Origin of the sequence: Yersinia artesiana, from assembly GCF_902726545.1 — a bacterium.
GTDB classification, from domain to species: Bacteria; Pseudomonadota; Gammaproteobacteria; order Enterobacterales; family Enterobacteriaceae; genus Yersinia; species Yersinia artesiana.
Map to the genome: position 1 here is coordinate 1 of NZ_CACVAD010000005.1, position 23934 is coordinate 23934.

A 23934-nucleotide genomic window follows, 5' to 3' on the forward strand; every position below is an offset into this window, starting at 1 on the left:
ATGTTATTACTGCGTATTATAATTCCCGGTATTGGTTAATTAAAATTAATACCGCTTTCAGTAAAGTTAAGTGATTAATGACTGTTGTTTTTTAACTATTAATCTACAGTAATATAATGGAGTTTTATATGAGTGAATTATTAGCATCAATTAAGTCATCAATTAAACCATCAATATCTAATCATATGCCTGCTATGCCGCTTAGTCGAGGTTTTGAGCGATTACAACCTATAACACGGAGTTATATAAAAAATGACTGGAAGGTAAAAGATAAGACTGCATATAAAGGAAAAGAAATAGTAAGGTCTGTTTTAACAGAAAGGAAAGTTATTAATAATATTGAAACAGTTAAAATTAAAACGTTTGACTCTGCTACTAATAAGATGAATCACATGACTGAAGTATCTGACTTTAATAATAATGTGAAGACAGTTACTGTGGTGCAATATGACTATGATGCTGTTAATAAAAAAACCAGACAGGCTAATAGATTTGAGAAAACACAAGAGATTAAACCTCAAGAAATGAGAGAACACAAAAATATTAATGATAAATTAATACAGAAACACCAAGTTCTCGAGTCAAAAATATCTGACCAAGGTTTTAAATTAAACAGTTCCCCACCAGATGCAAGCACACCTGTTCCTGCGGAAACCAGGGTGAAGAAGGAGTTATTAGACAGTAAGCCTAACAAGAAGTATGAACTTATTGATGGCGATCGTTTTTTAGTGACTAAAGACGGGCCTGTTGTTGATAACGGTAGTCGGGTTCAGGAGACACGAAGAGATAATAGTAGATTTATAGCTGACATTACCAGTAAATATCAGAATGGGAATATTACCTTGAAAACTGTAAGAGTACGAGAGGTTGACCCTGACACCAAAAAACATTCTGAGACTGGAAAATATGAAACTCAATATATCTACGACTCTAGCAATAAGTTAGACCACACCTTTACTAAAAGTAAATTTTATGGCCCAGATAAAAAGCAAATTGGTCTTCGAGAGCAACGGGTTAAAAACGGGGAAATAATTTATGATGGTATATTGAGATATCACTCCGATGGGAGTAGTAGCTTTCTATTTCTTAATGGCGATGGTAACTATGAATATACTAATTGGGGTGCTGGTAAAGAGATCGGCCAACCATCATTGCGGCAGAGTTGGAGGGTTAGCAAGACGGGGCTCCCAATATCACCGCTTAACACTGATACCATTAACCAAAAAGCAACTCCGACTGCTGAGTATCCAGGCCAATTGGCAGATGCAATAAACAGTTTCCCTTCAAAAGAGATCAACCCTGCTCCTACGGATAAGATTATCAGTAGCCAAATATCCGAACGACTTAGGAACATTGTTCCCGATAGGAGATACCCTGTTTAGTTCTTCATCGAACTACAATAACCCCCAAAACGCTTCAATTAACGGCTCACTGAGCCGTTTTTTCTGCACGCAAACGCCCAGCTCAAATGGCTCGACCAGCGAAACATCATCCAACAGGGAAATACGATTGCGTACCGGTTCCGGGCTGTTATCTACCACCACTGATGGAATAAGTGCCACGCCACACCCCAGAGCCACCATCGATACAATAGCCTCATGACCGGAAACCGTGGCGTAAATTAACGGGTTAGTGATGCGTTGGCGACGGAACCACAAATCAATGCGTTTTCTCGACGGGCCGTGTTCCGGCAAAATAAACGGAATCGTGGCCCAATCCGGCTGGTCAACTGATACCTGCGACCGCACGGCACATGGTAGCGCCGGAGCAATTAACACCAACGGGATCTCGCCGATTTGGGTAAAAGCCACGCTGGTGGGTAACACTTCAGGGCGACCCGCAATCCCCAGATCCGCTTCATTTGATTGCACTTTATCTACTGCATCGGCGGCATCACCGGTGGTGAGTTTAATTTCAACCAGTGGGTGACGTGCACGAAAGCGATCCAGAATTGGCGGCAAATGGCTGTAGGCGGCGGTCACCGAACAAAATAGCCGTAACTCACCGCTGAGGGATGGCCCATGCTGGCCTAATGCATGGCGTAATTGTTGATATTGCAGCAAAGTTTGCTGAGCAAAGGCTTTCAACTGAGTGCCGGCATCCGTCAACTGTACTGTGCGGTTATCGCGTAAAAACAGCGGTTGGCCGATGGTTTCTTCCAGGCGCTGAATTTGACGCGACAGGGTAGATGGGCTGACATGCATCGCTTTGGCGCTGCGGCCAAAATGGCGGCTTTCAGCCAAATGTAGAAATAATTTCAGGTCGCGTAAATCCATCACAGAGTGCCTCTGGAGTGAGAAGATGCAGTGTATTGTACGAAAAATAGCCCACATTGCAGAATCTGCAATATCACATTGTTAATATATCAATTTCAGCAATGAGTTTCCTGTCATATAGTGAGTTCAAGACAATCCCCGACACAGACAGGGGATGTGAAAAACAGTATCAGCACACAAACATCACATTCGTTTGCAGTCACTAAAAAAATAGCTGCACCCACAAAACAGAACCCGAACGGAGCAATAACATGGCTAACTATTTCAACACATTGAACCTGCGTCAGCAGTTGGCGCAATTAGGTAAGTGTCGCTTTATGGCACGAGATGAATTCGCCGATGAAGCAGGCTACCTGAAAGGTAAAAAAGTGGTGATTGTCGGCTGTGGCGCACAAGGCCTAAACCAGGGTTTGAACATGCGCGATTCCGGCCTGGATGTAGCTTACGCCCTGCGTAAAGAAGCTATTGCCGAGAAGCGTGCCTCATGGCGTAAAGCGACCGAAAATGGTTTCAAAGTAGGCACTTACGAAGAACTGATCCCACAGGCTGATTTGGTTGTTAACCTGACGCCAGACAAACAGCATTCCGCAGTGGTTCAGGCGGTTCAGCCACTGATGAAAGATGGCGCAGCGCTGGGTTACTCTCACGGTTTCAATATCGTAGAAGTGGGTGAGCAAGTGCGTAAAGACATCACTGTAGTGATGGTTGCGCCAAAATGCCCTGGTACAGAAGTCCGTGAAGAATACAAACGTGGTTTTGGTGTGCCGACATTGATCGCGGTTCACCCGGAAAACGATCCTAAAGGCGAAGGCATGGCGATTGCCAAGGCTTGGGCGGCAGCCACCGGCGGTCACCGTGCTGGTGTGTTGGAATCCTCATTTGTTGCTGAAGTTAAATCAGACCTGATGGGCGAGCAAACTATCCTGTGTGGTATGTTGCAGGCCGGTTCACTGTTATGCTTCGACAAGCTGGTTTCTGAAGGTACTGACGCTGCTTATGCTGAGAAACTGATTCAATTCGGTTGGGAAACTATCACCGAAGCGCTGAAACAAGGCGGGATTACGCTGATGATGGACCGTTTGTCCAATCCGGCTAAACTGCGTGCTTATGCGTTGTCTGAGCAACTGAAAGAGATCATGGCCCCACTGTTCCAGAAACATATGGATGACATTATCTCTGGTGAATTCTCCAGCGGGATGATGGCTGATTGGGCCAATGACGATAAGAAATTGCTGAACTGGCGTGAAGAGACCGGCAAAACTGCATTTGAGAACGCGCCACAGTTTGAAGGCAAAATCTCTGAGCAAGAATATTTCGACCACGGCGTGTTGATGATTGCCATGGTGAAAGCCGGTGTTGAGTTGGCATTCGAAACTATGGTTGATTCGGGCATCATTGAAGAATCGGCTTATTACGAATCTCTGCATGAATTGCCACTGATTGCCAACACCATTGCGCGTAAACGTTTATATGAAATGAACGTAGTTATCTCTGACACCGCAGAATACGGTAACTATCTGTTTGCTAATGCAGCCGTGCCATTGCTGAAAGCCAAGTTTATGGATTCCCTGCAAGCGGGTGATTTAGGTAAAAGTGTTGCCGGAACTGCGGTAGACAATGCCCAACTGCGCGATGTAAACGAAGCTATTCGTAATCATCCAATTGAAGCTGTAGGCCATAAGCTGCGTGGCTATATGACCGATATGAAACGTATCGCAGTTGCCGGCTAATAATCGACTATAGTGTGTTACCTGATATTAAGGCCTCCCAGCAACGGGGGGCTTTTTTATTTCAGATTAACTGCATTTCGATAAGGGAAATATTTCGTAAATTGATGCTATCACGGCCCGATAAAACTCTTGTAATGTGTTAATCGTGGTTAAATACCTCACCAATAATGTCTGCCTTTTTAATTTCTGAATCACAAAACTATTTCGTTGATAATAAAAAGGCCTCGCTAATCAGTGAGGCCTTTTTATTTTATGAAATTACTGTGGCTGATGACAATTACATCATAAGAAGGATTTTAAATATAAAAAGGAGAAAAGCGATGAGTGATATTCAAACTATTCTGGCCCGATGGGTGTTTTGGCCAGAGAGCATTCCCATCTTGATTATCCGCATATTGCCAATGGATTTAAGGGCTTGGTGGCAGGAAGTTCAGTAGTTTTGATAGATTCAGGGAAGCGTTTTGGCGGGCAGTGGCGAATGATCCAATTTTATCAAAATAGTTTAAATCGGGTAATTTAGGGAATATTAAGAATGGGAAGGCCCCATCATCTAGAAAAAGTGAGCGAGTAGGTGGTCGGGTAAAATATGAATTTCATCATGTGAAGCCTATCAGCAAAGATGGGGCCATTTATGACATTGACAATATTAGAGTATTAACGCCTAAAAGGCATATAGAAACTCATAAAGAGGTGAAATAAGATGGAAGGAAAAACTATATCTGACTACACGGAGTCTGAATTTTTAGAATTAGTAAGGAAACTCTTTAATGTGGAAGATGCATCTGAAGAAGAAGATATTCAAAACCTTCTTGAATTTGAGCGACTATGTGAACATCCAGATGGTACTGATATAATTTTTTACCCTAACTCTAATCAGGAGAATACTCCTGAACGGCTTGTTAAAGAAATAAATCATATCGCGAGTAATCATATAGACCGTCTCTTTGGGCGGTCTATATTGATAAGTTTTTTATTTCAGCTCGCGACTAAAAGGCTTACGGTTACCTAAATCATCAATTAAAACAAAATTGACCGTTTTACTATCTGCTGTTGGGACGCGATTGAGGGGAAAGTCGAGCTTGGAAAAAGGGGCGACCATATCTGGTAACCCTTCGGCCAGCCCCAATGTTAAAGAAGCGAGTGATGCATAATAAGGTGTTGGATTATCAACCCTAACCGAGGTGGTATTACCGTTGCGTTCTAAGGCAAAAGTTAATGCCTTGCCGACTGTATCCGCCGGTGCGGGTAAGTTTTTCGGGCGATAAAAGACTTTATATTGCATGCGCAAAGCCAGTGTAACGGAAGACTCATCATCAACTTTAGGTGTGGCTTTAGGCGGAATTTCGTAAACATTGAGCCAAAATGCAGATTCTCTATCCAGCGGCAATTTACTGGCACCGGATAAAATCAAACGCAGGCTGCGTTGAGCTTGTGGTTGTAATCGAAACAATGGTGGCAGCACTAATACCGGGGAAATCGCTTTCTCCGGCGTTGCCATCAAATCGCCATCATCCACCCACACCTGCACTGCCACCGGGTAGTCATTACTATTGACCAGTTGCAGTGACTCTTCTGTGCTACCCTCACTGAAAATAATACGCGTTTTTTCTGCCACGACACTTGCCATCGCCGGCACACTACAGGCCATAAGAAGTGATAACAGCAAGCCATTGAAAGTGCGTTTGAAACGCATATTATTGAACACGGATAACCACTTGCGCATGTGCATTCACTGCTCCTGCCGTCACAGTTTGCCCGCTGATTTTGCTTAACTCAGCCCGAAAGTTCTCAGTGTAACTATTACCTCCGCTCACCGTGCCGGTTATTTCTTGTGCGCCCTGGAAGATGCCATACCAGCCGCCGTTATTACCGGTTTGGGTCACATTCTTTGAGAGTAGATATATCGGATTATTATTGCGGTAGATACGGATCCCCACGCCATTCGCCATTCCGGCGGCGCCATAATTATCTGATACTAAATGGCTAATGCCACCGCTACCATTCATTAAGCCCAAAGCCTGTGCCTTAGCGGCGTTTGCCGCGGGCACCAGAAAGCCCATTGCCACTGCACCAGCATTAACGCCGGAGGTAATACCGGTCTGGCACTGGAAATCGACACTGAACTCCGCTGAGCTACTACTGCCACTGTTCAGTTCTGCCACAGAAATTCTGGGTAATATCACCGTTGGGGTAAAATTGGTGACTGCGCAAATGGTGGTACGGCGGAAAGTCACATAATTGTACAACCCAATTGAGGCAGGCCAGGTCGAATACCAACCGGGCCAGTTTGATACCGAGTCGGTTCCTTCAACAGGGCCGCTAATGCCCGGCCCTTTAAAGGCGATATAGGCATTGGGCTGAGTATAGGCATAGGTATAAGATGCTGCGTTGTTGGTACCGGAGCGGGCATAATCAATACGAAATAGTTCAGTATACAGATTACTGAAATTCTTAGCTTTGACCAAAATACGACCAGTGCTGTCAGTATCTAATCCGGTTAAACGGCGTCCTTTCCATAAACGTGAGTAATACTCGCCGGTGGACAGGTTGGTTAGTCTGATAACCACATTGCGGACATAAGTTGCAAAGCCGGAGGGAACATTGCCAGCAATCGCACCATCTTCATTTTTGCCGCCATAGTCATTATCCCCGTTAGTGGCATACATTTCAAAGAGTTGGTCAACATCGGCCGCTGCACAGCGGAATAGCACCCGCTCAGGGTCATAGCCGGTATTCAGGGCAAAAGTGGTAAAGTCGGATGTCGCTGCGGCTAATAATGTTCCGTCAGGTTGGAAATTGGCTGCGGTGCTGAGGTCAATAACACCCGGCAAGCCGAGTGACCCATTATTGTTATCCAGAGAACCAGACCACGCGCTGGCCGTACCATCGCCCGCACTTAGCTGACTTTGCGCGGTAATTCGGGTACAAGCTGACCATGCTGAGGTACTAAATAACCCGATCAACAGCATCGCCCCCGCCACAATATATGGACGACGGGAATAAACAGGCATTGTTGGCCGCGAGACTTCGCAAGATATTAACTGCTCTGTTGGTCTTAACATTATTTTTCTCATAATGGTTAACGGCGGCAACTGCCTGTTATATGGATAATATCTTGCTCAGTATCCTGGCTGGCAAAATCATAAGGTAATTCACATTGCTCGTTGCTATTTTCACCCCAGCGAACATAAAGCGAATTTTTTTTATCTTTCACGCGAGCATAGATTTGATTGCCCTGACCCACCATACCGACCAGTTCATTTTTATTGTTATAAACATCTGCGCCCAGTGGTAATCCCTCTCCGCTAGCTGCTTGGGTTTGAATTAATACCGCATAGCCAGTCAATGTTTCGAATTTCACTCTCACTGCGGCCCCAGCATAAGGAACAACACGACCTTGATTTTCTTTCAACTCGGTATTGCGATTAATGCCTTTGGTGTCTAAACCGACCGTATTGTAATTATAAGGTGTTAATGAAGGCACCAGCGCAAAACCGTTATTATCAATCCTGGCACCTTGTGCATTTCGTACTGTCGCGCCCTGAGCACCATCGGCTTCAATTAAACCGAAAGTATCGCCCAAATAAGGCCCCAGAGTGACCCCCTTACTGTGTATTACAGCGGCCCCGCGAGCACCTGCGCCATATTGGGTATAGTTATTACCGCGAGAATAACTACCATTGACAGTGGCATTAGGGAATTGCTTTTGCACATTCGCGCCCCAACTATTTGAGCTACCACTGATATTACTATCGTCATAACCCGCATTGACTGAATAATTTAAAGTATTACGTTCACCGGCGGTGCCTGATAACGACGTCTGATAGTTATTGCCGCTTTTCGGATTCCGGTTAGCAGACATGGATAAATATTGATTCCCGCCGCCAATATTCAGTGGAATAGACACCGTTAACGACGCGATATTTTCGGTATCGCCATAGCGCGCTGTTGTCATTGTTTCATCAGTATCATCTCCCTCCCAGCCAAATTGGGTGGAGGTATAAACAGTGCGCTGGCGACTGATTGCCACGTTGTAGCTGATATCCCGATAACTATTTGAATAATTTAGCTGTAACTGTGTATCTCGCTGTGTATCGTTATAATAATCACTGGTCGATGCTGAGGCCGAAAGTTGTCCATAACCACCCAGAGTTTGGTTGATTGTGGTGGTAAATTGGCTACGCTGTTTATAAGTCGATGAATCCCAGGTTCCGCCATTCTTTTCTACTGAACGCACACCAAATACATCATTTAAATCACGATACCCTTTAGTCGAATAGCGATATCCGGCCAGTGAGAATGAGGTGCCGGTTTCATTAAATGTTTGGCTATAGGTGGCCTGCATCCGCCAACCATCTTGAGTTTGATTATCTTCAACTTTGGCATGGGAATAGGTGGTATTAAGACCAAACGCACCGATCGGCGTACCTAAAACGCCCCCAACAAGTAATGCCGTATAGTCTTGTGCTAAACGTATACCACTGTTGGCAGTTAACTGATTGGTGAGGCCACGCTCATAAGTAAAATCAGTGAAATAGCTGTCAATATTGGTGAAATCACGAGATTCCCCAACGACGGCATTATATCGGCTCACGCCCGGACGCATTGAATCTGGCACCGCACTAAATGGAACCGTAAATGTTGAACGGCTGCCATTGGCCTCTATAACTTCAACATTAAGATCGCCCTGACTGGTGGTGCTGTATAAATCGTTAATAACAAATGGGCCGGGGGCGACGTTGGTTTCATAAATTTCACGTCCGTTCTGGCTAATAATTACTCGTGCGTTGCTGGTGGCAACACCACGCACTTCAGGCGCAAAACCACGCATTGATTCTGGCCACATACGTTGGTCTGTCGCCATTTTTACGCCGCGAAATGACATGGTGCCGAATAATGTACTGTCGGTGAAGGTTTCACCCAGCGTTAATTCGCTGTCTAGTTGTGAAATAGGACGCTGCACATAAGTGCGAATATTATTCCATTGGGTATCGCTATAACTATCGTTGCTGGAATAACTCACGTTTGATTGCTGGCGTAATTGCCATAACCCTAAATTGAGGCCACTTTTTAGGCCAACAAAGCCGTAGTCAGAAGTACTGTTTTGCTGGGATTGTGTATCACTACGATAAAAGTTTGCGCTGTAGTTAACGAATGCGAGTTTTTCACCTTCCTGCCATTCACTGCGCTCAATATAACCCCGAGGACGTTTTTGTAATAATGCCTGGGGAATAGAAAGCTCCAGGCGCAATTTGGCCTGATCAAAATGAAAAGACGCGCCTTTTACTCGCTCCGCCAACGGCATACATTGCTCCGTTGACGAGGTAGTATTATCAGCTGAATCTGAGGGGGCTGATTCGAGCTGTGCAGCATTAGGTTCTGTAGGCGTAGTGTTATTTTTGTTGGCTAACTCAATACCAGCAGCAGTTAAGAACTCATCACTCAGGCAGGGATAAACCTCCGGTGAATCGGCATTTTTAATAAATTTAATTGTGGTGCGTTTGTATAATTTGTTATTAATCAGAACATCTACAGCATCAAAATTTCCGGGCGTGACAGAATCCTCTTTATTCAGTTGATTCAACCCGGAGGCAAATTTTGTTCCTAAAAAGAGGGACTCATCAAATTCAAGATCCTGCGATTCTTCCTGAGCGAAAACAGTATCTACAGGTAAAACTAAAGTCATACACAGTGTTAATGCTTTTTTACGGCCAGAGAACTTCTTTTTCAGAACCACTTGTGCAAGCCCCATAAATATACCTTCGCCGGAAAGCCATTACTGAATTTTATAGCTACCGCTATCTTGCCCACCAAAATCATTAACTAACAGAAAGTTAACAATAGCATTTGCAGGTACGGATGAATTTGGAATAACCCATTGAATTTGAGACATTGGTGGGATCATCTCTGATTTCATTTTGAGTTTTTTTCCACTCCCAATGATTTCACCACTGGCAATGGTGGCATAGAACCCCGTTGGGTTTTTACCTGTTACAACAACATCTTTGCCTTGCTGACTTACATTAAAAGTCAGTGCGCCAGAAACCTGGTCAACCCGACCCGCAATATTTTCTGGACGATAAAAGACTTTAATACGATTACGCATCAAAACGAGCATTTTATTATTTTTTTCTGCTTTATTAACGGGGGGAACCTGTAAAAAATTAAGGTAGAACACCGACTCTCTATCCGTTGGCAAACCACTACCGGTATATTTTAACCGTAATGTTTGGCCCGCATTCGCTTCAATACGGAAGAAAGGAGGAGTAACAATAAAGGGTGCTTTACCTGTTTCCGGTGTTGACTGAGCATCACCACTGTCTAACCAAACCTGAACCGCATTAGGAAAATTATCTTTATTTGTTAATTGGACGCTATGCTCTTTTTCACCTGCCGAATATACAATGCGGCTGCCGCTCATTACTACGCTGGCATTGGCAAAAGATATACCCATAAGAATTAATAAAGTAACAAGCAGGAAACGGTAGCTATTTATATTAAGCATGATGGGTATATCCTCTGAAGGGAACTGGCAGAAATAGTTATATCTCTCGTACTTGAAGCTATAGGGGGTGGTGTATTCACCACCGACCTACAACCTCAATTACTTTGAGTATACTCTATACTACGATACTGATATTACAGGTAAGAAACTGCATATTGTACAGAAGCGATCACAGAACCAGGGCCTGCTTGACCGGTTGCGAAATACTGAACCGCAAAATCATGCTCTGCTGATGTATCGCCAGCTTTCAATACGATGCCATCTTGTGCTACACCACTATTCAGATCGATACCGGTTGTTGTGGTTGCATCTTTCAGTAATTGCAGTTCAACATTTGCTGCTGTACCGGTATTCTTTAAGTTGCCAGCAGTTGTTACCTGGTTACCAACGAAAACAGTTTTTATATCAATATCAGAAGCACCAGTTGCGCAACCTGAGACACCCAGAGTAAAGGTTGTTTTGCCTGCAGTTTTACCTGAAGCATTTAAATCGCCACTTGAAACGGTTGGCAATAATACCATTGGGTTTGCATCAAGGCCGTTAACGGTAACAGAACAAGTCTGAGCGGTGACTTCCCCTTGGAAAGTAATTGTATTATTGCTTGCTGCCATTGCTACGGTTGTAGATGCTGCGAATAATGCCATAGCCAAAGTAATCTTATTCATTTAAAACTCCAATATAATAATTAGAAATTAGCTAAATTCTCGTTCACGTTTAAATACGGAGGAGTAATTAACTTAATAAATATGAAGTGGGTTAATGACTATATGTGCGAATGTTATTCGGTTATACTCGTCAGCTTTCCACATGTTCTTTCATTAAAGTAAGGAGGTGGTCGTTATTTCGTTCACGTCCGTTACTTGATGAGGAGATAATATAGAAAGTAACTTTTACTGCACATAGGACAAACAAACCAATGTTTGTGGGAAAGTTCCTACTGGGTATCTAATTTAAATGAAATCAATGTAACTCATTGTATTTAAATATATTTTATTTTCTATAAAAGTAAGCTAATGAGATCTTTCTTGTTGTTTTTATTGAAAAACTAATTTTTCCCCTGTTCGGGTGCATTGCAGTAGGGTTTGTTAATGTTATTTAATGTGTGATTTGTAAAGTTAAGTTGGTATTTTGTATAGATGTAACTAACGATAGATTGAGGACTCAAAATATTAATTGGGATTTTCTGAAAATTGATTATTTTTCAAGATACATTGCATTAACGATAAATTGGATAATAGAGAGGGAGTATTTTGCGCCGCCAGTGAGGTGGCGCATGAAGAACTTAATTACGGTATAACACTTTAATAATGTGGTAACCGAATTGAGTTTTTACCGGGCCATAAGGTTGCAGTAGTTCGCAGCTGAATACGGCTTTATCGAATGCCGGAACCATATCCCCTTTATTAAACTCACCCAGATCGCCGCCATTACGTTTTGACGGGCAGTTAGAGAACTTTTTCGCTAACTCTTGGAAATTTGCGCCGTTATTCAACTGCGCCAGAATATCGTTTGCCTGCTTTTCATCATCAACCAGGATGTGCAGTGCAGAAGCTTTGTTTGCCATAGTAACAATCACCACCAATTTATTGGGTAGGGTTATTTGAACGAAGATTATCTTCAAGGGAGCCTTGAAGCGCGCCAGTGTAACGTATTTTGGTCGTGATGGGGCCACGCGGGTCAACGTTTTACAAATCAAAAGGTGCCTGCGGGTTTTTTGTCATCAGTCGCTTTCTGCTACAATCCTGTTCCCCCGTCTACCTACTGAGCTTTCGAGTGTTATGCGATTAAATCCCAGCCAACAACAAGCCGTCGAATTTGTCACCGGACCCTGCCTGGTGTTGGCCGGTGCGGGTTCGGGCAAAACCCGCGTCATCACCAATAAGATTGCGCATTTGATCCGCCAATGTGGCTATCAGCCAAAACATATTGCTGCGGTAACCTTTACCAATAAAGCCGCGCGTGAAATGAAAGAACGTGTGGCCCAGACGTTGGGGCGCAAAGAAGCACGGGGTTTGATGATTGCGACGTTCCATACTCTGGGGCTGGAAATCATCAAAAAAGAGTACAAAGCGCTGGGGATGAAATCCAATTTCTCCCTGTTTGATGCGCAAGACCAACTGGGTCTGTTGAAAGATCTGACCCATAAGTGGTTGGAAGACGATAAAACCTTACTGCAGCAGTTGATATCCCAGATCTCAAACTGGAAAAATGATCTTCTCGATCCTGCCGCCGCCGCGGCGCTGGCCCGATCCGAGCGCGATAAGTTGTTCGTCCATTGCTATGGCTTATATGACGCACATTTAAAAGCGTGCAATGTATTGGATTTCGATGATCTCATTTCATTGCCCACCTTATTGCTGCAAAACAATTTGGAAGTGCGTGAACGCTGGCAAAACCGGCTGCGTTATCTATTAGTGGATGAATACCAAGACACCAATACCAGTCAGTACCAAATGGTTAAACTGTTGGTGGGTAGTCGGGCGCGCTTTACCGTGGTCGGTGATGACGACCAATCCATCTATTCATGGCGTGGTGCGCGGCCACAGAATTTAGTCTTGTTGAATGAAGATTTCCCACAATTGCAAGTGATCAAGCTGGAGCAAAACTACCGCTCTTCGGGCCGTATTTTGAAAGCGGCCAATATCTTGATTGCCAATAACTCGCATGTTTTTGAAAAAAAGCTCTTTTCTGAGTTGGAATATGGCGATGAGCTGAAAGTGATTACCGCCAATAATGAAGATCATGAAGCTGAAAGGGTGGTCGGTGAGCTTATCGCCCACCATTTTGTGAAAAAAACGCAATACAGCGACTATGCTATTTTGTATCGCGGCAATCACCAGTCACGGCTGTTTGAAAAGCTGCTGATGCAAAACCGTATCCCTTATCGTATCTCCGGCGGGGATTCGTTTTTCTCCCGCCCGGAGATCAAAGACTTACTGGCTTATTTGCGTGTATTGACCAATCAGGATGATGACAGCGCATTCTTACGTATCGTGAATACCCCAAAGCGCGAGATAGGTTCTGCGACGATTCAAAAATTGGGTGAATGGGCTAATGTGCGTAATAAAAGTCTGTTTCGTGCCAGTTTTGATTTAGGGCTGGGCGAGCATCTGAAGGGGCGTGGTCTGGAGTCATTACAGCGTTTCACTTATTGGATGGATGGCATTATTCGCTTAGTGGAACGCGAGCCGATAGCGGCAGTGCGAGATTTGATTCACGGTATCGATTATGAAAGCTGGTTGTTCGAAACTTCTCCCAGCCCGAAAGCGGCTGAAATGCGGATGAAGAACGTCAATTTATTATTCAGTTGGATGACTGAAATGTTGGAAGGGTCAGAGCTGAATGAACCGATGACGCTGACTCAGGTTGTCACGCGTTTTACCCTGCGCGATATGATGGAGCGCGGGGAAAGTGATGAAGAGCTGGATCAAGTTCAACTGATGACTCTACATGCTTCAAAGGGGCTGGAATTCCCGTATGTATTTTTGGTTGGCATGGAAGAAGGTTTATTGCCCCATCAAAGCAGTATTGATGAAGACAATGTAGATGAAGAGCGGCGGCTGGCCTATGTGGGGATCACCCGCGCTCAGCGCGAACTGTTTTTCACCTTATGCAAAGAGCGGCGGCAGTATGGTGAGCTGATTCGGCCAGAACCCAGCCGTTTCCTGATGGAGTTACCGCAGGATGATTTGAAATGGGAAAATGAGCGCAAAGCCGTTAGCCCGGAAGAACGGATGCAAAAAGGCCAGAGTCACCTGGCCAATATTCGAGCGCAATTAGCGAATGCTAAAAAGCCACAGTGAATACTAAAAACCAATAGTGGGCAGGTGATAACAGAACCTGCCCATCCCTTATTGATTAAGGCGCGACAGGTTTACCATCAACCTTGACGTTTTTCACATCGCTGAAGTGCCACGGCGTATCCCCGCGCAATTCAGTGAAAGTGACTTTATTAAATTCGCTGTCACGTAGGTCACTGATTGCTGTCGGTGTGACATTGTTAAGTTGCACATTGTTCACGTGCACCAGACGGTGCCAGGCCTTGTTTGCGGTGTCCCCTTTGATTTCAATAGACGCGTTTTTGCCAGTGGTATTATCCACCGTCACATTTTTTAATGTGAAATCATAGAATTGAGCAGGGATCTTGGCTGGCGGGTAATCAATATTGGCATTGCTATCAGCATAATCCAATGTCATCACCATCACTTGTTTTGCCAGATCGCGCATTGCATTATTGCGGAAAGTGACATTACGAGCACCACCGCCGATGGTGCTGGTACTCTTGGCACGCAGACCGATGTCAGTCAGGTACATCACATTATTTTCGGCCAGAATATCTTCAATCCATGCCCCGGTGTGGCTACCAGTGACTATCGCGCCGTGCCCCATCCGGAAATAGTTATTAAATAACCATGCACCTTTCATAGGTTCTTGTTGCTGGGCTTTTTCCCCTGTTCCTGCCGCAAAGTTGATGCAGTCATCGCCGGTATCAAAGAAGTTATTAAACACCATAACATTCTGACTATTACCGAACTCGATACCATCGCCGTTATTCGCATCATATGTTTGGTGAATCAATCCGTTGGCAACCACATTGTGGTTTTCCAGATTCATAATGCCGTGGAAGGCAGGGTTACGTACCGTAAAGCCCGCCAGATACACGTTTTCTACTCCACGTAATGTCATTAGGCTGGAGCGGCGTTGACCATAGGCATTTTTCAAATCCATACCATCGGAAACAGCCTTCTCAACCTGATTTTTAGCCAGAATGCCGTCTTCATGTACTTTGCTATTTTTACTTGCGACATACTGCGGCAGCGGTCGGCCTAATTCATCAGTAATTTCAGCGGTTTTTGCGCGCAGCCAACCATTGCCATCAATTACCCCGGAACCGGTAATACGAATATTGCGGAATGTGCCTGGCTTGCTGTTATTAGGATCAATGGCATTGATCAATGATGCTGGGCGCTCAATGGTGGAATAAGGATACAAACGGTAGCCCGCAGGGTAATCATCTGGATTTTCTGAACCCAATAATGTGGCTCCGGCCTGTAGGTTAAGGGTCATGTCACTTTTCAGCCAAAGCGCACCGCTTTTGTATGTACCCGCAGGGATTTCGACACGGCAGCCGGGCTTACAGCTATCAATTGCTTGCTGTATAGCTTTGGTATTTAATGTTTTTCCGTCATCGATGGCACCAAAGTCACGCACATTCACAATCTGCGGTTTGGCACTGGTTTTTGCTGTGATGGGCTTGCTGGCGACAGATAACGATCCATCGGCGTATTGTGCTTTCACCGTAAATTGGTAGCTGGTTTCCGGTTTTAGGCCCATCACCGTAAAGTTTTGCATCACAATTTTATGCTGAAAATTATCTTTATCGTTGGCATAGAAATGATCGATATAAGGCTTAGCCGGTGAGAATTTATCATTATTATCGCTGGCTTTACCTAACATTTTCCCCGCAGAGAAAATCTGATAATCAACTATTTTGCGGGTATCTTCCGGGGCTTTCCATACCAGAACAATACTGCTCTCATCATAGGCGAGAGTGGGAACTTGTAGCTGCTGAGGAGCATCGAGACTACTTGATTTTGCTGCCATTGCCATCGGAGTACCCACCATCAGGCTAGCCATAATCACCAGCATACCTGTAGTTCGTGGGCGTTGAAGCTGTGCTTGCATTATTATCCCTTTTCAATAAAGAAACAGTGTTTTATAAAAATACATACAATGTTTCTTTTTTAAACTGAGGGCGATCACAATCTGACAGTTTTATGGGGATTTACAGTAAGAATATAAGTGAAGGGAAGGCGACCGAGGCCGCCAACAACAAAGAATTTAGTTAAATTCTTCTAATAGCAGTGGCCACTGAACATAGCTCTGCCAATGACTCTCTTGCTCTAGTGCTTCTGCGCGGTAAGGATGTTGCTGCAACCAGCCATGAGGCAATAGCACATAAAGTGTTTCACCATTGGCCCGCAGTCGGACGGCTGGCAAGGTATCATCGCGGCGACGGCTGGAGAATATAATGGCCAGACGCAATAAACGACACAGATGCTGAGCCATATCTACTGGCAATGCATTCTGTTGATTCAACAACGAGAGATCGAGAGTATCACTCTGATTTTGCAGCAAAGCTGCGAGTAAGAGTTTTTGAGCGGGAGTAAAACCGGGTAGATCCAGATTGCGTATCAGGTATGCGGCATGCTGTGGAGCACGTTTAAAATCAATGCTTAGACCAATTTCGTGAATCAAACAGGCATTTTGCAATAACTCGCGACATCGGCTATCGAGACGCCACTCTTTTTCTACCTGAAGCAAAAAGTTATCGGCCAATTTACTGACGCGCTTGGCTTGCTCAGTATCCAGCAAGTAGCGGCGCTGTATATTTCGTACTGTTCGGCTACGAATATCCTGTTCAACCGGTAAATGAAGCATGCCATAGACCAGCCCTTCACGTAGCGCACCGCCTGCCAGCGTCATACTTTCAATTGCCAGTTCCTGGAATATGGCAATCAGGATCGACAGGCCGCTGGGGAAAACCAGTGCTCGCTCCAGTGTTAAACCGGGGATTTCCAGCTCTTCCAACTTGCCGCATTGAATCGCTCGTTGTTTGAGCTGCTGCAATTTCGCCAGCGTGATCAGCTCGTCCATACCCTGAGCGACCATAATCTCTTGCAGCGCCTGAACTGTGCCTGAGGCACCGACACAGATTTGCCAGCCATGTTCACGAAAACGTTGCGCGACAGGTTTAAGCATCTCACGGGCAGCCGACTCCGCGCGGTCAAAATTGTCTTTTGCCAGATTACGGTCACTGAAGTAACGCTCCAGCCAGGTGACACAACCCATTGATAAACTAACCAGAATATTGGCCTGAGCGCCATTGCCGGTCACAAGTTCTGTGCTGCCACCACCAATGTCGACGACTAAACGCTGCTCAGGCCCACCGGTAGTATGTGCAACGCCGTGATAAATCAGACGCGCTTCTTCTTCACCACTGATGACCTGAATCGGGCAACCGAGGATTTCGGTCGCAGTTTGCAGGAATTCTTCAGCATTTGAAGCCAGACGCAGGGTTGCTGTGGCTACCACGCGAATCTGATCCAAAGGAATGTCCTGCAAACGCTCTGAAAAAAGCTTCAGACATTGCCAGCCGCGCTCCATCGCTTCTTGCGATAGATGGTTTTGGGTATCCAGACCCGCAGCCAGGCGGACTTTCCGCTTGATCCGGGCCAGCGTTTGGATACTGCCAGCCACCTCACGTACTACCAACATATGAAAACTGTTGGAGCCAAGATCGATGGCAGCATAAAGTGAGGTGGAACTTAGCATCATTTATCAGCTCGGTCGCTTACGGTTATTCCGTGGTGCACCACTGCGACGTGGGGCAGAGTTACGACGTGGGCCATTCCCGGTGCGGGTACGGGCCAGACGTTTTGGCGCCGGTAAATCAGTTAATAGCGCATCGCTATTATATTTACTCACCGGAATGCTATGACCGGTATAGCTCTCGATCGCTGGTAAGTTTAATGCGTATTCTTCACAGGCCAGGCTAATGGAATGACCACTTTCGCCAGCACGACCGGTACGGCCAATGCGGTGAACATAGTCTTCACAATCATCAGGCAGGTCATAGTTGAAGACGTGGGTTACCAGTGGAATATGCAAACCACGAGCAGCAACATCAGTTGCAACCAGAATATCCAAATCACCTTTGGTGAAATCTTCTAAAATCCGCAGGCGTTTTTTCTGTGCGACATCACCGGTCAACAGACCGACACGATGACCATCGGCAGCCAGGTGGCCCCAGATTTCTTCACAACGATGTTTGGTATTGGCAAAAATAATGCAGCGATCTGGCCACTCTTCTTCAATTAACGTCTGAAGCAGACGCATTTTTTCTTCATTTGAAGGGTAGAACAGCTCTTCCTTAATGCGGTGGCCGGTTTTCTGTAACGGTTCCACTTCAACATATTCGGCGTTGTTCATTTGCTCAAAGGCTAATTCACGTACGCGGTACGAGAGTGTAGCTGAGAACAGCATGTTTAAACGCTTATCAACGGAAGGCATACGGCGGAACAGCCAGCGGATATCTTTAATAAAGCCTAAATCGTACATCCGATCAGCTTCATCCAATACCACAACCTGAATCGCACCGAGATTAATGTAATTTTGTTTTGCGTAATCGATTAAACGGCCAGTCGTACCGATAAGAATATCTACGCCACTTTCCAGCACTTTAAGCTGTTTGTCGTAGCCGTCACCACCATAAGCCAAGCCTAATTTCAGGCCGGTTATCTGGGAAAGTGACTCTGCATCGGAGTGAATTTGCACAGCTAATTCACGCGTTGGTGCCATAATCAATGCGCGCGGTTGATTAGTCTGACGACCCTCTTCTGCGGGGTGAGAAAGCAAATAATGGAAAGTAGACGCTAAGAATGCCAGCGTCTTGCCGGTTCCTGTTTGCGCCTGACCCGCTACATCACGCCCAGAGAGGGTGAGTGGCAATGCTAACGCCTGAATCGGCGTACAATACTGAAACCCTTTATTTTCAAGGGCTTCAATAACTAGCGGGTGCAGGGCGAAGTCGGAAAACTTCTGTTCGGTCAAGTGTGTTTTGCTCATAGTGTGGTAGAATATCAGCTAACTATTGCTTTACGAAAGCGTATCCGGTGAAATAAAGTCATCCTATTGTTGGTTAATGCTACACCAACGAGGTAGACACAATCCTTTGGAGTAGAACATGAGCGATAAAATTATTCACCTGAGTGACGACAGCTTCGACACTGACGTGCTGAAAGCCAGCGGCCTGGTTCTGGTCGATTTCTGGGCTGAATGGTGTGGTCCGTGCAAGATGATTGCTCCGATTTTGGATGAAATTGCTGAAGAGTATGAAGGCAGACTGACTATCACTAAATTGAATATTGATGACAACCAGGGCACGGCACCAAAATACGGTATCCGTGGCATCCCTACGCTGTTGTTGTTCCGTGATGGTGAAGTTGTGGCAACCAAGGTTGGTGCCTTGTCTAAGGGTCAGCTTAAAGAATTCTTGGATGCGAATCTGTAAGCGGCGTTAGCCGTCACAATACCCAAAGTCATTGAGTTGCAGCAAGGCAGCAAACGAGCGAATCCCGATGAGCTGACTCAGGTCAGTAATTCGGGTGAGTTAGAGTCGCTAACACTGCTGTGGCTTCAAGGCCGTAGGGTATGTTTAGCGGCAGTTGTGATTTCTCACACTGACCGCTAGACGCCTGCAAAGAAGCGTGTTAAGTTTACTCCACTGCATATAGAACATTCCTGTGTATTGAGACCGGGTTTGTAGCATCTAGCTTAATTCTTTAGTACCTAATAAATAGTCTGTAGCATCTAAATAGTTTGAATCTAAAGTTTTACTCTATGTCGAAATAATTTGTGTTGAGAATATGTATGAACTCAATCGGTTTTTGACAGTCTAGTGTTTTACTAAATCAGTCTAAGGCACCTTCAATCTTTACACCGTTGTGTCGCGCAATCTCGCGTAAGTCATTACTTGCGTAGTTTGGCCCAAGGCCGGTGATTGAATGTCCCATTAAACAGGCACGGATGACGCTGCCATACCATTCACGACCATAGTTCGAGACATACCCCGAGTTTAAGAACCCACCATTATGAATCTTACCGAATTAAAGAACACGCCGGTTTCTGATCTGATAACACTTGGCGAAAATATGGGGCTGGAAAACCTGGCCCGGATGCGTAAACAAGATATTATTTTCTCTATCCTTAAGCAGCACGCGAAAAGTGGAGAAGATATCTTCGGTGACGGTGTGTTGGAGATATTGCAGGATGGATTTGGTTTCCTCCGCTCTGCAGACAGCTCCTACCTCGCCGGTCCCGACGACATCTACGTATCCCCAAGCCAAATTCGCCGTTTCAACCTCCGCACTGGTGACACCGTTGCCGGTAAGATTCGCCCACCTAAAGAAGGTGAGCGTTACTTTGCCTTGTTGAAAGTTAACGAAGTTAACTATGACAAACCGGAAAATGCCCGTAACAAAATCCTCTTCGAAAACTTAACCCCATTACATGCTAACTCTCGTCTGCGCATGGAACGTGGTAACGGTTCGACTGAAGATTTAACTGCTCGCGTCCTTGATTTGGCATCGCCAATCGGTCGTGGTCAGCGTGGGCTGATTGTTGCTCCGCCAAAAGCGGGTAAAACCATGCTGTTGCAGAATATTGCTACCAGCATTGCCTACAATCACCCTGATTGCGTATTGATGGTACTGCTGATTGACGAGCGTCCGGAAGAAGTAACCGAGATGCAGCGTCTGGTTAAAGGTGAAGTTATTGCTTCAACTTTTGACGAGCCAGCATCCCGTCACGTTCAAGTTGCTGAAATGGTTATCGAGAAAGCGAAACGTCTGGTTGAGCATAAAAAAGACGTTATCATCTTACTGGATTCGATTACCCGTTTGGCCCGCGCATATAACACCGTGGTACCCGCTTCAGGTAAAGTCCTGACCGGTGGTGTGGATGCTAACGCCTTGCATCGTCCAAAACGCTTCTTTGGTGCCGCACGTAATGTTGAAGAGGGCGGTAGCCTGACTATCATTGCCACCGCGTTGGTTGATACCGGTTCTAAAATGGATGAAGTTATCTATGAAGAATTTAAAGGTACCGGCAACATGGAACTGCATCTGTCGCGCAAAATTGCAGAGAAACGTGTGTTCCCAGCCATTGATTTCAATCGCTCTGGTACACGTAAAGAAGAGCTACTGACAACCACTGAAGAGCTGCAAAAAATGTGGATCTTGCGCCGTATTCTTCATCCAATGGGTGAAATCGACGCAATGGAGTTCCTCATCAGCAAACTGGCAACAGCGAAAACCAACGATCAGTTCTTCGATAACATGAGACGTTCGTAGTTTTAGCGAAATCAATCAAAACGCCACGCTTAGCCGTGGCGTTTTTTGCTTTTGGAATATACGATAGTCGAGTTTGTTATCCATTAAGTTGATAAAAATCGCTAAGCTTTGCCTATTTGGGTACTTATTCTCATTACCAATAAGAAAATAGCGAAAATAGAGTTGGGAATAACGAACAAGACTGTCATCATATTCAGAAATAACTGAAAGCGTGGGGGAAGGTATAGTTTATGCCATGCCACATGCTAAGCTGTTGTATCTTTTTGCAGAGAGCGGTTAAACGTGAATTTACTCACTATGAGTACTGAAATATTCGTTATATTCATGTTTTCTTTGGCATTTTTATTTGTTGCTCGCAAAGTTGCCAAGAAAATTGGATTAGTTGATAAACCTAATTATCGCAAACGTCATCAAGGGTTGATCCCATTAGTGGGCGGAATATCCGTGTTTGCGGGTATTTGTTTTACCTTTCTGATTACCAACCAACAAATTCCCCATTTTCGTTTATACCTCGGTTGCGCTGGTTTATTGGTGTTCGTTGGTGCTTTAGATGATCGCTTCGATATCAGTGTAAAAATTCGTGCTTTTGTTCAGGCGCTGGTCGGTATTGCCATGATGGTGGTCGCCGGGCTTTATTTACGCAGCCTGGGGCACGCTTTTGGTCCGTGGGAAATGATATTAGGGCCATTCGGTTATGTCGTCACATTATTCGCAGTATGGGCAGCGGTAAATGCTTTCAATATGGTGGATGGTATTGATGGCTTACTGGGGGGGCTATCTTGTGTCTCTTTCGGTGCCATGGGTATTTTGCTCTACCAAAGTGGACAAATGGCATTAGCACTGTGGTGTTTTGCGATGATCGCCGCCATCTTGCCTTATATCTTGCTAAACCTCGGGTTATTAGGCCGCCGCTATAAAGTCTTTATGGGTGATGCGGGCAGTACGCTCATTGGCTTCACCGCAATTTGGATACTACTACAAACCACCCAAGGCAATGTTCACCCGATTAACCCCGTTACCGCGTTATGGATCATTGCCATTCCTTTGATGGATATGATTGCCATCATGTATCGGCGCTTACGTAAAGGGATGAGCCCTTTCTCACCCGACCGCCAGCACATCCATCATTTGATCATGCGTGCTGGTTTTACCTCACGGCAAGCTTTTGTCCTGATCACTCTGGCGGCGGCGGTACTAGCGGCAGTGGGTGTTATCGGCGAACGACTGACATTTGTACCTGAATGGGTCATGTTGGCACTATTCTTGCTTGCATTTATATTGTATGGCTATTGCATTAAACGAGCATGGCGAGTGGCACGTTTTATCAAGCGTACTAAGCGTCGAATGCGCCGTGCATCGCAAAATAAGCATGAATCTTAACCAGAGGCTTTTAGGCAGTGATGAAACCAGAATCTATGTCGACTGATAAAACCGGGTCTACCCATAATGAGCCTTCTGTGGATAACGAGTTAGATATCCGCAGCCTGTGCCGTACTCTTTGGCGCGGTAAAGTGTGGATTATCGGTATGGCAATCCTTTTTGCTGCCATTGCGCTGGGTGTTTCCTATCTGGTGAAACAACAATGGAGTGCAGCAGCCATTACAGACAAGCCAACCGTCAATAATTTAGGCGGTTATTATTCCCAGCAGCAATTCTTGCGTAACCTGGATACACGAATCAATAGCACTGCCAGCAGTGAGCAGCCCGGTATCTCCGACGAAGCTTACGGTGAGTTCATCACACAGTTAGCTGCTTACGATACCCGTCGTGATTTTTGGCTACAAACCGATTACTACAAACAGCGGATGGAAGGTGATGCTAAGGCTGATGCTGCATTGCTGGACGAGCTGGTGAATAATATTGTTTTCACGCCGCGCGATGATAAAAAAATGCTGAATGACAGCATCAAATTGACGGCAGAAACAGCGTCTGATTCAAATAAATTGCTGCGCAGTTACATTGATTTTGCCAACCAACGCGCGGCTAGTCATTTGAATGATGAAATTCAAGGTGCCTGGTCTGCCAGAACTCAATCAATGAAAGCGCAAGTCAAGCGGCAGGAAGCGGTGGCTAAAGCCGTATTCGACCGTGAAGTTGCCGCTGCGACTCAAGCATTGAAAGTGGCCAGCCAGCAAGGGATTACCCGTAATCAAACGGATACTCCAGCTGAGCAATTGCCTGATTCAAAAATGTTTATGCTGGGTAAGCCAATGCTTGAAGCCCGTCTGGAAACATTACAGGCTACCGGCCCAAGTTTTGATATTGATTACGATCAGAATCGCGCCATGCTGGCAACATTGAACGTCGGTCCGACACTGGATAAAACATTCCAGACTTACCGCTACTTACGTACGCCAGAAGATCCGGTTACTCGTGATAGCCCACGTCGTGTATTCCTGCTGATTATGTGGGGTGCGATTGGGGCATTGGTGGGGGCTGGCGTGGTGCTGGTTCGTCGCACCAGTCGCGCTGAGTAGTAGACTTAAAGTAATGGACGCATTGTGCGTCCA

Annotated in this window: 18 protein-coding genes and 2 pseudogenes; 10 read left to right on the forward strand and 10 right to left on the reverse strand. The window is 45.3% G+C overall.

Annotated features, from left to right (window positions below; translation table 11 throughout):
• Positions 1-128: 128 nt before the first annotated feature.
• Positions 129-1382, forward strand: coding sequence for a hypothetical protein (locus HU019_RS02295; protein WP_174848097.1), 1254 nt, complete (start codon positions 129-131; stop codon positions 1380-1382).
• Between the two features lie 12 nt (positions 1383-1394).
• On the opposite strand, the gene ilvY is transcribed toward HU019_RS02295, so the two are convergent.
• Complete coding sequence (ilvY, locus tag HU019_RS02300) at positions 1395-2276, reverse strand: HTH-type transcriptional activator IlvY (protein ID WP_019080226.1); 882 nt, start codon at positions 2274-2276, stop codon at positions 1395-1397.
• Positions 2277-2527: 251 nt separating this feature from the next.
• Between ilvY and ilvC the strand changes: the two genes are divergently transcribed.
• The 4 genes and pseudogenes from ilvC to HU019_RS02315 all read left to right on the forward strand — a co-directional run bounded on the left by ilvC (position 2528) and on the right by HU019_RS02315 (position 5015).
• A complete protein-coding gene (gene ilvC, locus HU019_RS02305) occupies positions 2528-4006 on the forward strand; it encodes a ketol-acid reductoisomerase (protein WP_174848098.1) in 1479 nt (492 codons plus the stop codon).
• Positions 4007-4326: 320 nt separating this feature from the next.
• Positions 4327-4442: pseudogene (locus tag HU019_RS20425) on the forward strand (antiterminator Q family protein); the annotation flags it as partial.
• Between the two features lie 35 nt (positions 4443-4477).
• Positions 4478-4705: pseudogene (locus HU019_RS20430) on the forward strand (HNH endonuclease signature motif containing protein).
• A gap of 1 nt (position 4706) precedes the next feature.
• Positions 4707-5015, forward strand: coding sequence for a bacteriocin immunity protein (locus tag HU019_RS02315; RefSeq protein ID WP_174848099.1), 309 nt, complete (start codon positions 4707-4709; stop codon positions 5013-5015).
• On the opposite strand, the gene HU019_RS02320 is transcribed toward HU019_RS02315, so the two are convergent.
• The 6 genes from HU019_RS02320 to ppiC all read right to left on the reverse strand — a co-directional run bounded on the left by HU019_RS02320 (position 4977) and on the right by ppiC (position 12075).
• A complete protein-coding gene (locus HU019_RS02320; RefSeq protein ID WP_174848100.1) occupies positions 4977-5735 on the reverse strand; it encodes a fimbrial biogenesis chaperone in 759 nt (252 codons plus the stop codon). The two genes, HU019_RS02315 and HU019_RS02320, sit on opposite strands and share 39 nt — an antisense overlap.
• Positions 5701-7017, reverse strand: coding sequence for a fimbrial usher protein StbD (stbD, locus tag HU019_RS02325; RefSeq protein ID WP_174848185.1), 1317 nt, complete (start codon positions 7015-7017; stop codon positions 5701-5703). Before stbD ends, HU019_RS02320 begins: the two co-directional genes overlap by 35 nt.
• A gap of 68 nt (positions 7018-7085) precedes the next feature.
• Positions 7086-9758: a fimbria/pilus outer membrane usher protein gene (locus HU019_RS02330; protein WP_174848101.1), complete on the reverse strand. Its 2673-nt coding sequence runs from the start codon at positions 9756-9758 to the stop codon at positions 7086-7088.
• 24 nt (positions 9759-9782) lie between these two features.
• Complete coding sequence (locus HU019_RS02335) at positions 9783-10511, reverse strand: fimbrial biogenesis chaperone (RefSeq protein WP_174848102.1); 729 nt, start codon at positions 10509-10511, stop codon at positions 9783-9785.
• A gap of 134 nt (positions 10512-10645) precedes the next feature.
• On the reverse strand, positions 10646-11176 hold the full coding sequence (locus HU019_RS02340; protein ID WP_174848103.1) for a fimbrial protein: 531 nt from the start codon (positions 11174-11176) through the stop codon (positions 10646-10648).
• Between the two features lie 617 nt (positions 11177-11793).
• Entirely contained in the window at positions 11794-12075 is a 282-nt protein-coding gene (gene ppiC, locus HU019_RS02345) for a peptidylprolyl isomerase PpiC (RefSeq protein WP_004704164.1), read from the reverse strand.
• Between the two features lie 214 nt (positions 12076-12289).
• Here ppiC and rep point away from each other — a divergent pair, with 214 nt between their 5' ends.
• Entirely contained in the window at positions 12290-14314 is a 2025-nt protein-coding gene (gene rep / locus HU019_RS02350) for a DNA helicase Rep (protein ID WP_174848104.1), read from the forward strand.
• Positions 14315-14369: 55 nt separating this feature from the next.
• Here rep and HU019_RS02355 read toward each other — a convergent pair whose 3' ends face one another.
• The 3 genes from HU019_RS02355 to rhlB form a co-directional block, all read right to left on the reverse strand.
• Positions 14370-16196 carry a glycosyl hydrolase family 28 protein gene (locus HU019_RS02355; protein WP_174848105.1) on the reverse strand — a complete coding sequence of 609 codons (1827 nt, stop codon included), beginning with the start codon at positions 16194-16196 and terminating at the stop codon, positions 14370-14372.
• Positions 16197-16352: 156 nt separating this feature from the next.
• Positions 16353-17846 carry an exopolyphosphatase gene (ppx, locus tag HU019_RS02360; RefSeq protein WP_032900842.1) on the reverse strand — a complete coding sequence of 498 codons (1494 nt, stop codon included), beginning with the start codon at positions 17844-17846 and terminating at the stop codon, positions 16353-16355.
• A 6-nt stretch (positions 17847-17852) separates the two neighbouring features.
• Positions 17853-19139 carry an ATP-dependent RNA helicase RhlB gene (gene rhlB / locus HU019_RS02365; protein ID WP_174848106.1) on the reverse strand — a complete coding sequence of 429 codons (1287 nt, stop codon included), beginning with the start codon at positions 19137-19139 and terminating at the stop codon, positions 17853-17855.
• A gap of 118 nt (positions 19140-19257) precedes the next feature.
• On the opposite strand from rhlB, the gene trxA reads away from it, so the two are divergent.
• From trxA to wzzE, 4 genes are all read left to right on the forward strand, one after another.
• A complete protein-coding gene (gene trxA / locus HU019_RS02370) occupies positions 19258-19584 on the forward strand; it encodes a thioredoxin TrxA (protein WP_005162627.1) in 327 nt (108 codons plus the stop codon).
• Positions 19585-20164: 580 nt separating this feature from the next.
• Entirely contained in the window at positions 20165-21424 is a 1260-nt protein-coding gene (rho, locus tag HU019_RS02375; protein WP_004704159.1) for a transcription termination factor Rho, read from the forward strand.
• A 282-nt stretch (positions 21425-21706) separates the two neighbouring features.
• Positions 21707-22804 (forward strand): UDP-N-acetylglucosamine--undecaprenyl-phosphate N-acetylglucosaminephosphotransferase, encoded by a 1098-nt coding sequence (gene wecA, locus HU019_RS02380; RefSeq protein WP_174848107.1) that lies wholly within the window; start codon positions 21707-21709, stop codon positions 22802-22804.
• 20 nt (positions 22805-22824) lie between these two features.
• Positions 22825-23901, forward strand: coding sequence for an ECA polysaccharide chain length modulation protein (gene wzzE, locus HU019_RS02385; protein ID WP_174848108.1), 1077 nt, complete (start codon positions 22825-22827; stop codon positions 23899-23901).
• The last annotated feature ends 33 nt before the right edge of the window (positions 23902-23934 follow it).

Excerpts from the sequence above, each read along its gene's own strand:
- HU019_RS02295 (WP_174848097.1), top strand. The coding sequence starts at position 129 with ATGAGTGAATTATTAGCATCAATTAAGTCATCAATTAAACCATCAATA.
- ppiC (WP_004704164.1), bottom strand. The coding sequence starts at position 12,075 with ATGGCAAACAAAGCTTCTGCACTGCACATCCTGGTTGATGATGAAAAG.
- rhlB (WP_174848106.1), bottom strand. The coding sequence starts at position 19,139 with ATGAGCAAAACACACTTGACCGAACAGAAGTTTTCCGACTTCGCCCTG.
- wzzE (WP_174848108.1), top strand. The coding sequence starts at position 22,825 with ATGAAACCAGAATCTATGTCGACTGATAAAACCGGGTCTACCCATAAT.
- HU019_RS02355 (WP_174848105.1), bottom strand. The coding sequence starts at position 16,196 with ATGCAAGCACAGCTTCAACGCCCACGAACTACAGGTATGCTGGTGATT.
- HU019_RS02330 (WP_174848101.1), bottom strand. The coding sequence starts at position 9,758 with ATGGGGCTTGCACAAGTGGTTCTGAAAAAGAAGTTCTCTGGCCGTAAA.
- ilvC (WP_174848098.1), top strand. The coding sequence starts at position 2,528 with ATGGCTAACTATTTCAACACATTGAACCTGCGTCAGCAGTTGGCGCAA.
- ilvY (WP_019080226.1), bottom strand. The coding sequence starts at position 2,276 with ATGGATTTACGCGACCTGAAATTATTTCTACATTTGGCTGAAAGCCGC.
- HU019_RS02340 (WP_174848103.1), bottom strand. The coding sequence starts at position 11,176 with ATGAATAAGATTACTTTGGCTATGGCATTATTCGCAGCATCTACAACC.
- HU019_RS02335 (WP_174848102.1), bottom strand. The coding sequence starts at position 10,511 with ATGCTTAATATAAATAGCTACCGTTTCCTGCTTGTTACTTTATTAATT.
- ppx (WP_032900842.1), bottom strand. The coding sequence starts at position 17,846 with ATGCTAAGTTCCACCTCACTTTATGCTGCCATCGATCTTGGCTCCAAC.
- rep (WP_174848104.1), top strand. The coding sequence starts at position 12,290 with ATGCGATTAAATCCCAGCCAACAACAAGCCGTCGAATTTGTCACCGGA.
- trxA (WP_005162627.1), top strand. The coding sequence starts at position 19,258 with ATGAGCGATAAAATTATTCACCTGAGTGACGACAGCTTCGACACTGAC.
- HU019_RS02315 (WP_174848099.1), top strand. The coding sequence starts at position 4,707 with ATGGAAGGAAAAACTATATCTGACTACACGGAGTCTGAATTTTTAGAA.
- HU019_RS02320 (WP_174848100.1), bottom strand. The coding sequence starts at position 5,735 with ATGCACATGCGCAAGTGGTTATCCGTGTTCAATAATATGCGTTTCAAA.
- rho (WP_004704159.1), top strand. The coding sequence starts at position 20,165 with ATGAATCTTACCGAATTAAAGAACACGCCGGTTTCTGATCTGATAACA.
- stbD (WP_174848185.1), bottom strand. The coding sequence starts at position 7,017 with ATGCCTGTTTATTCCCGTCGTCCATATATTGTGGCGGGGGCGATGCTG.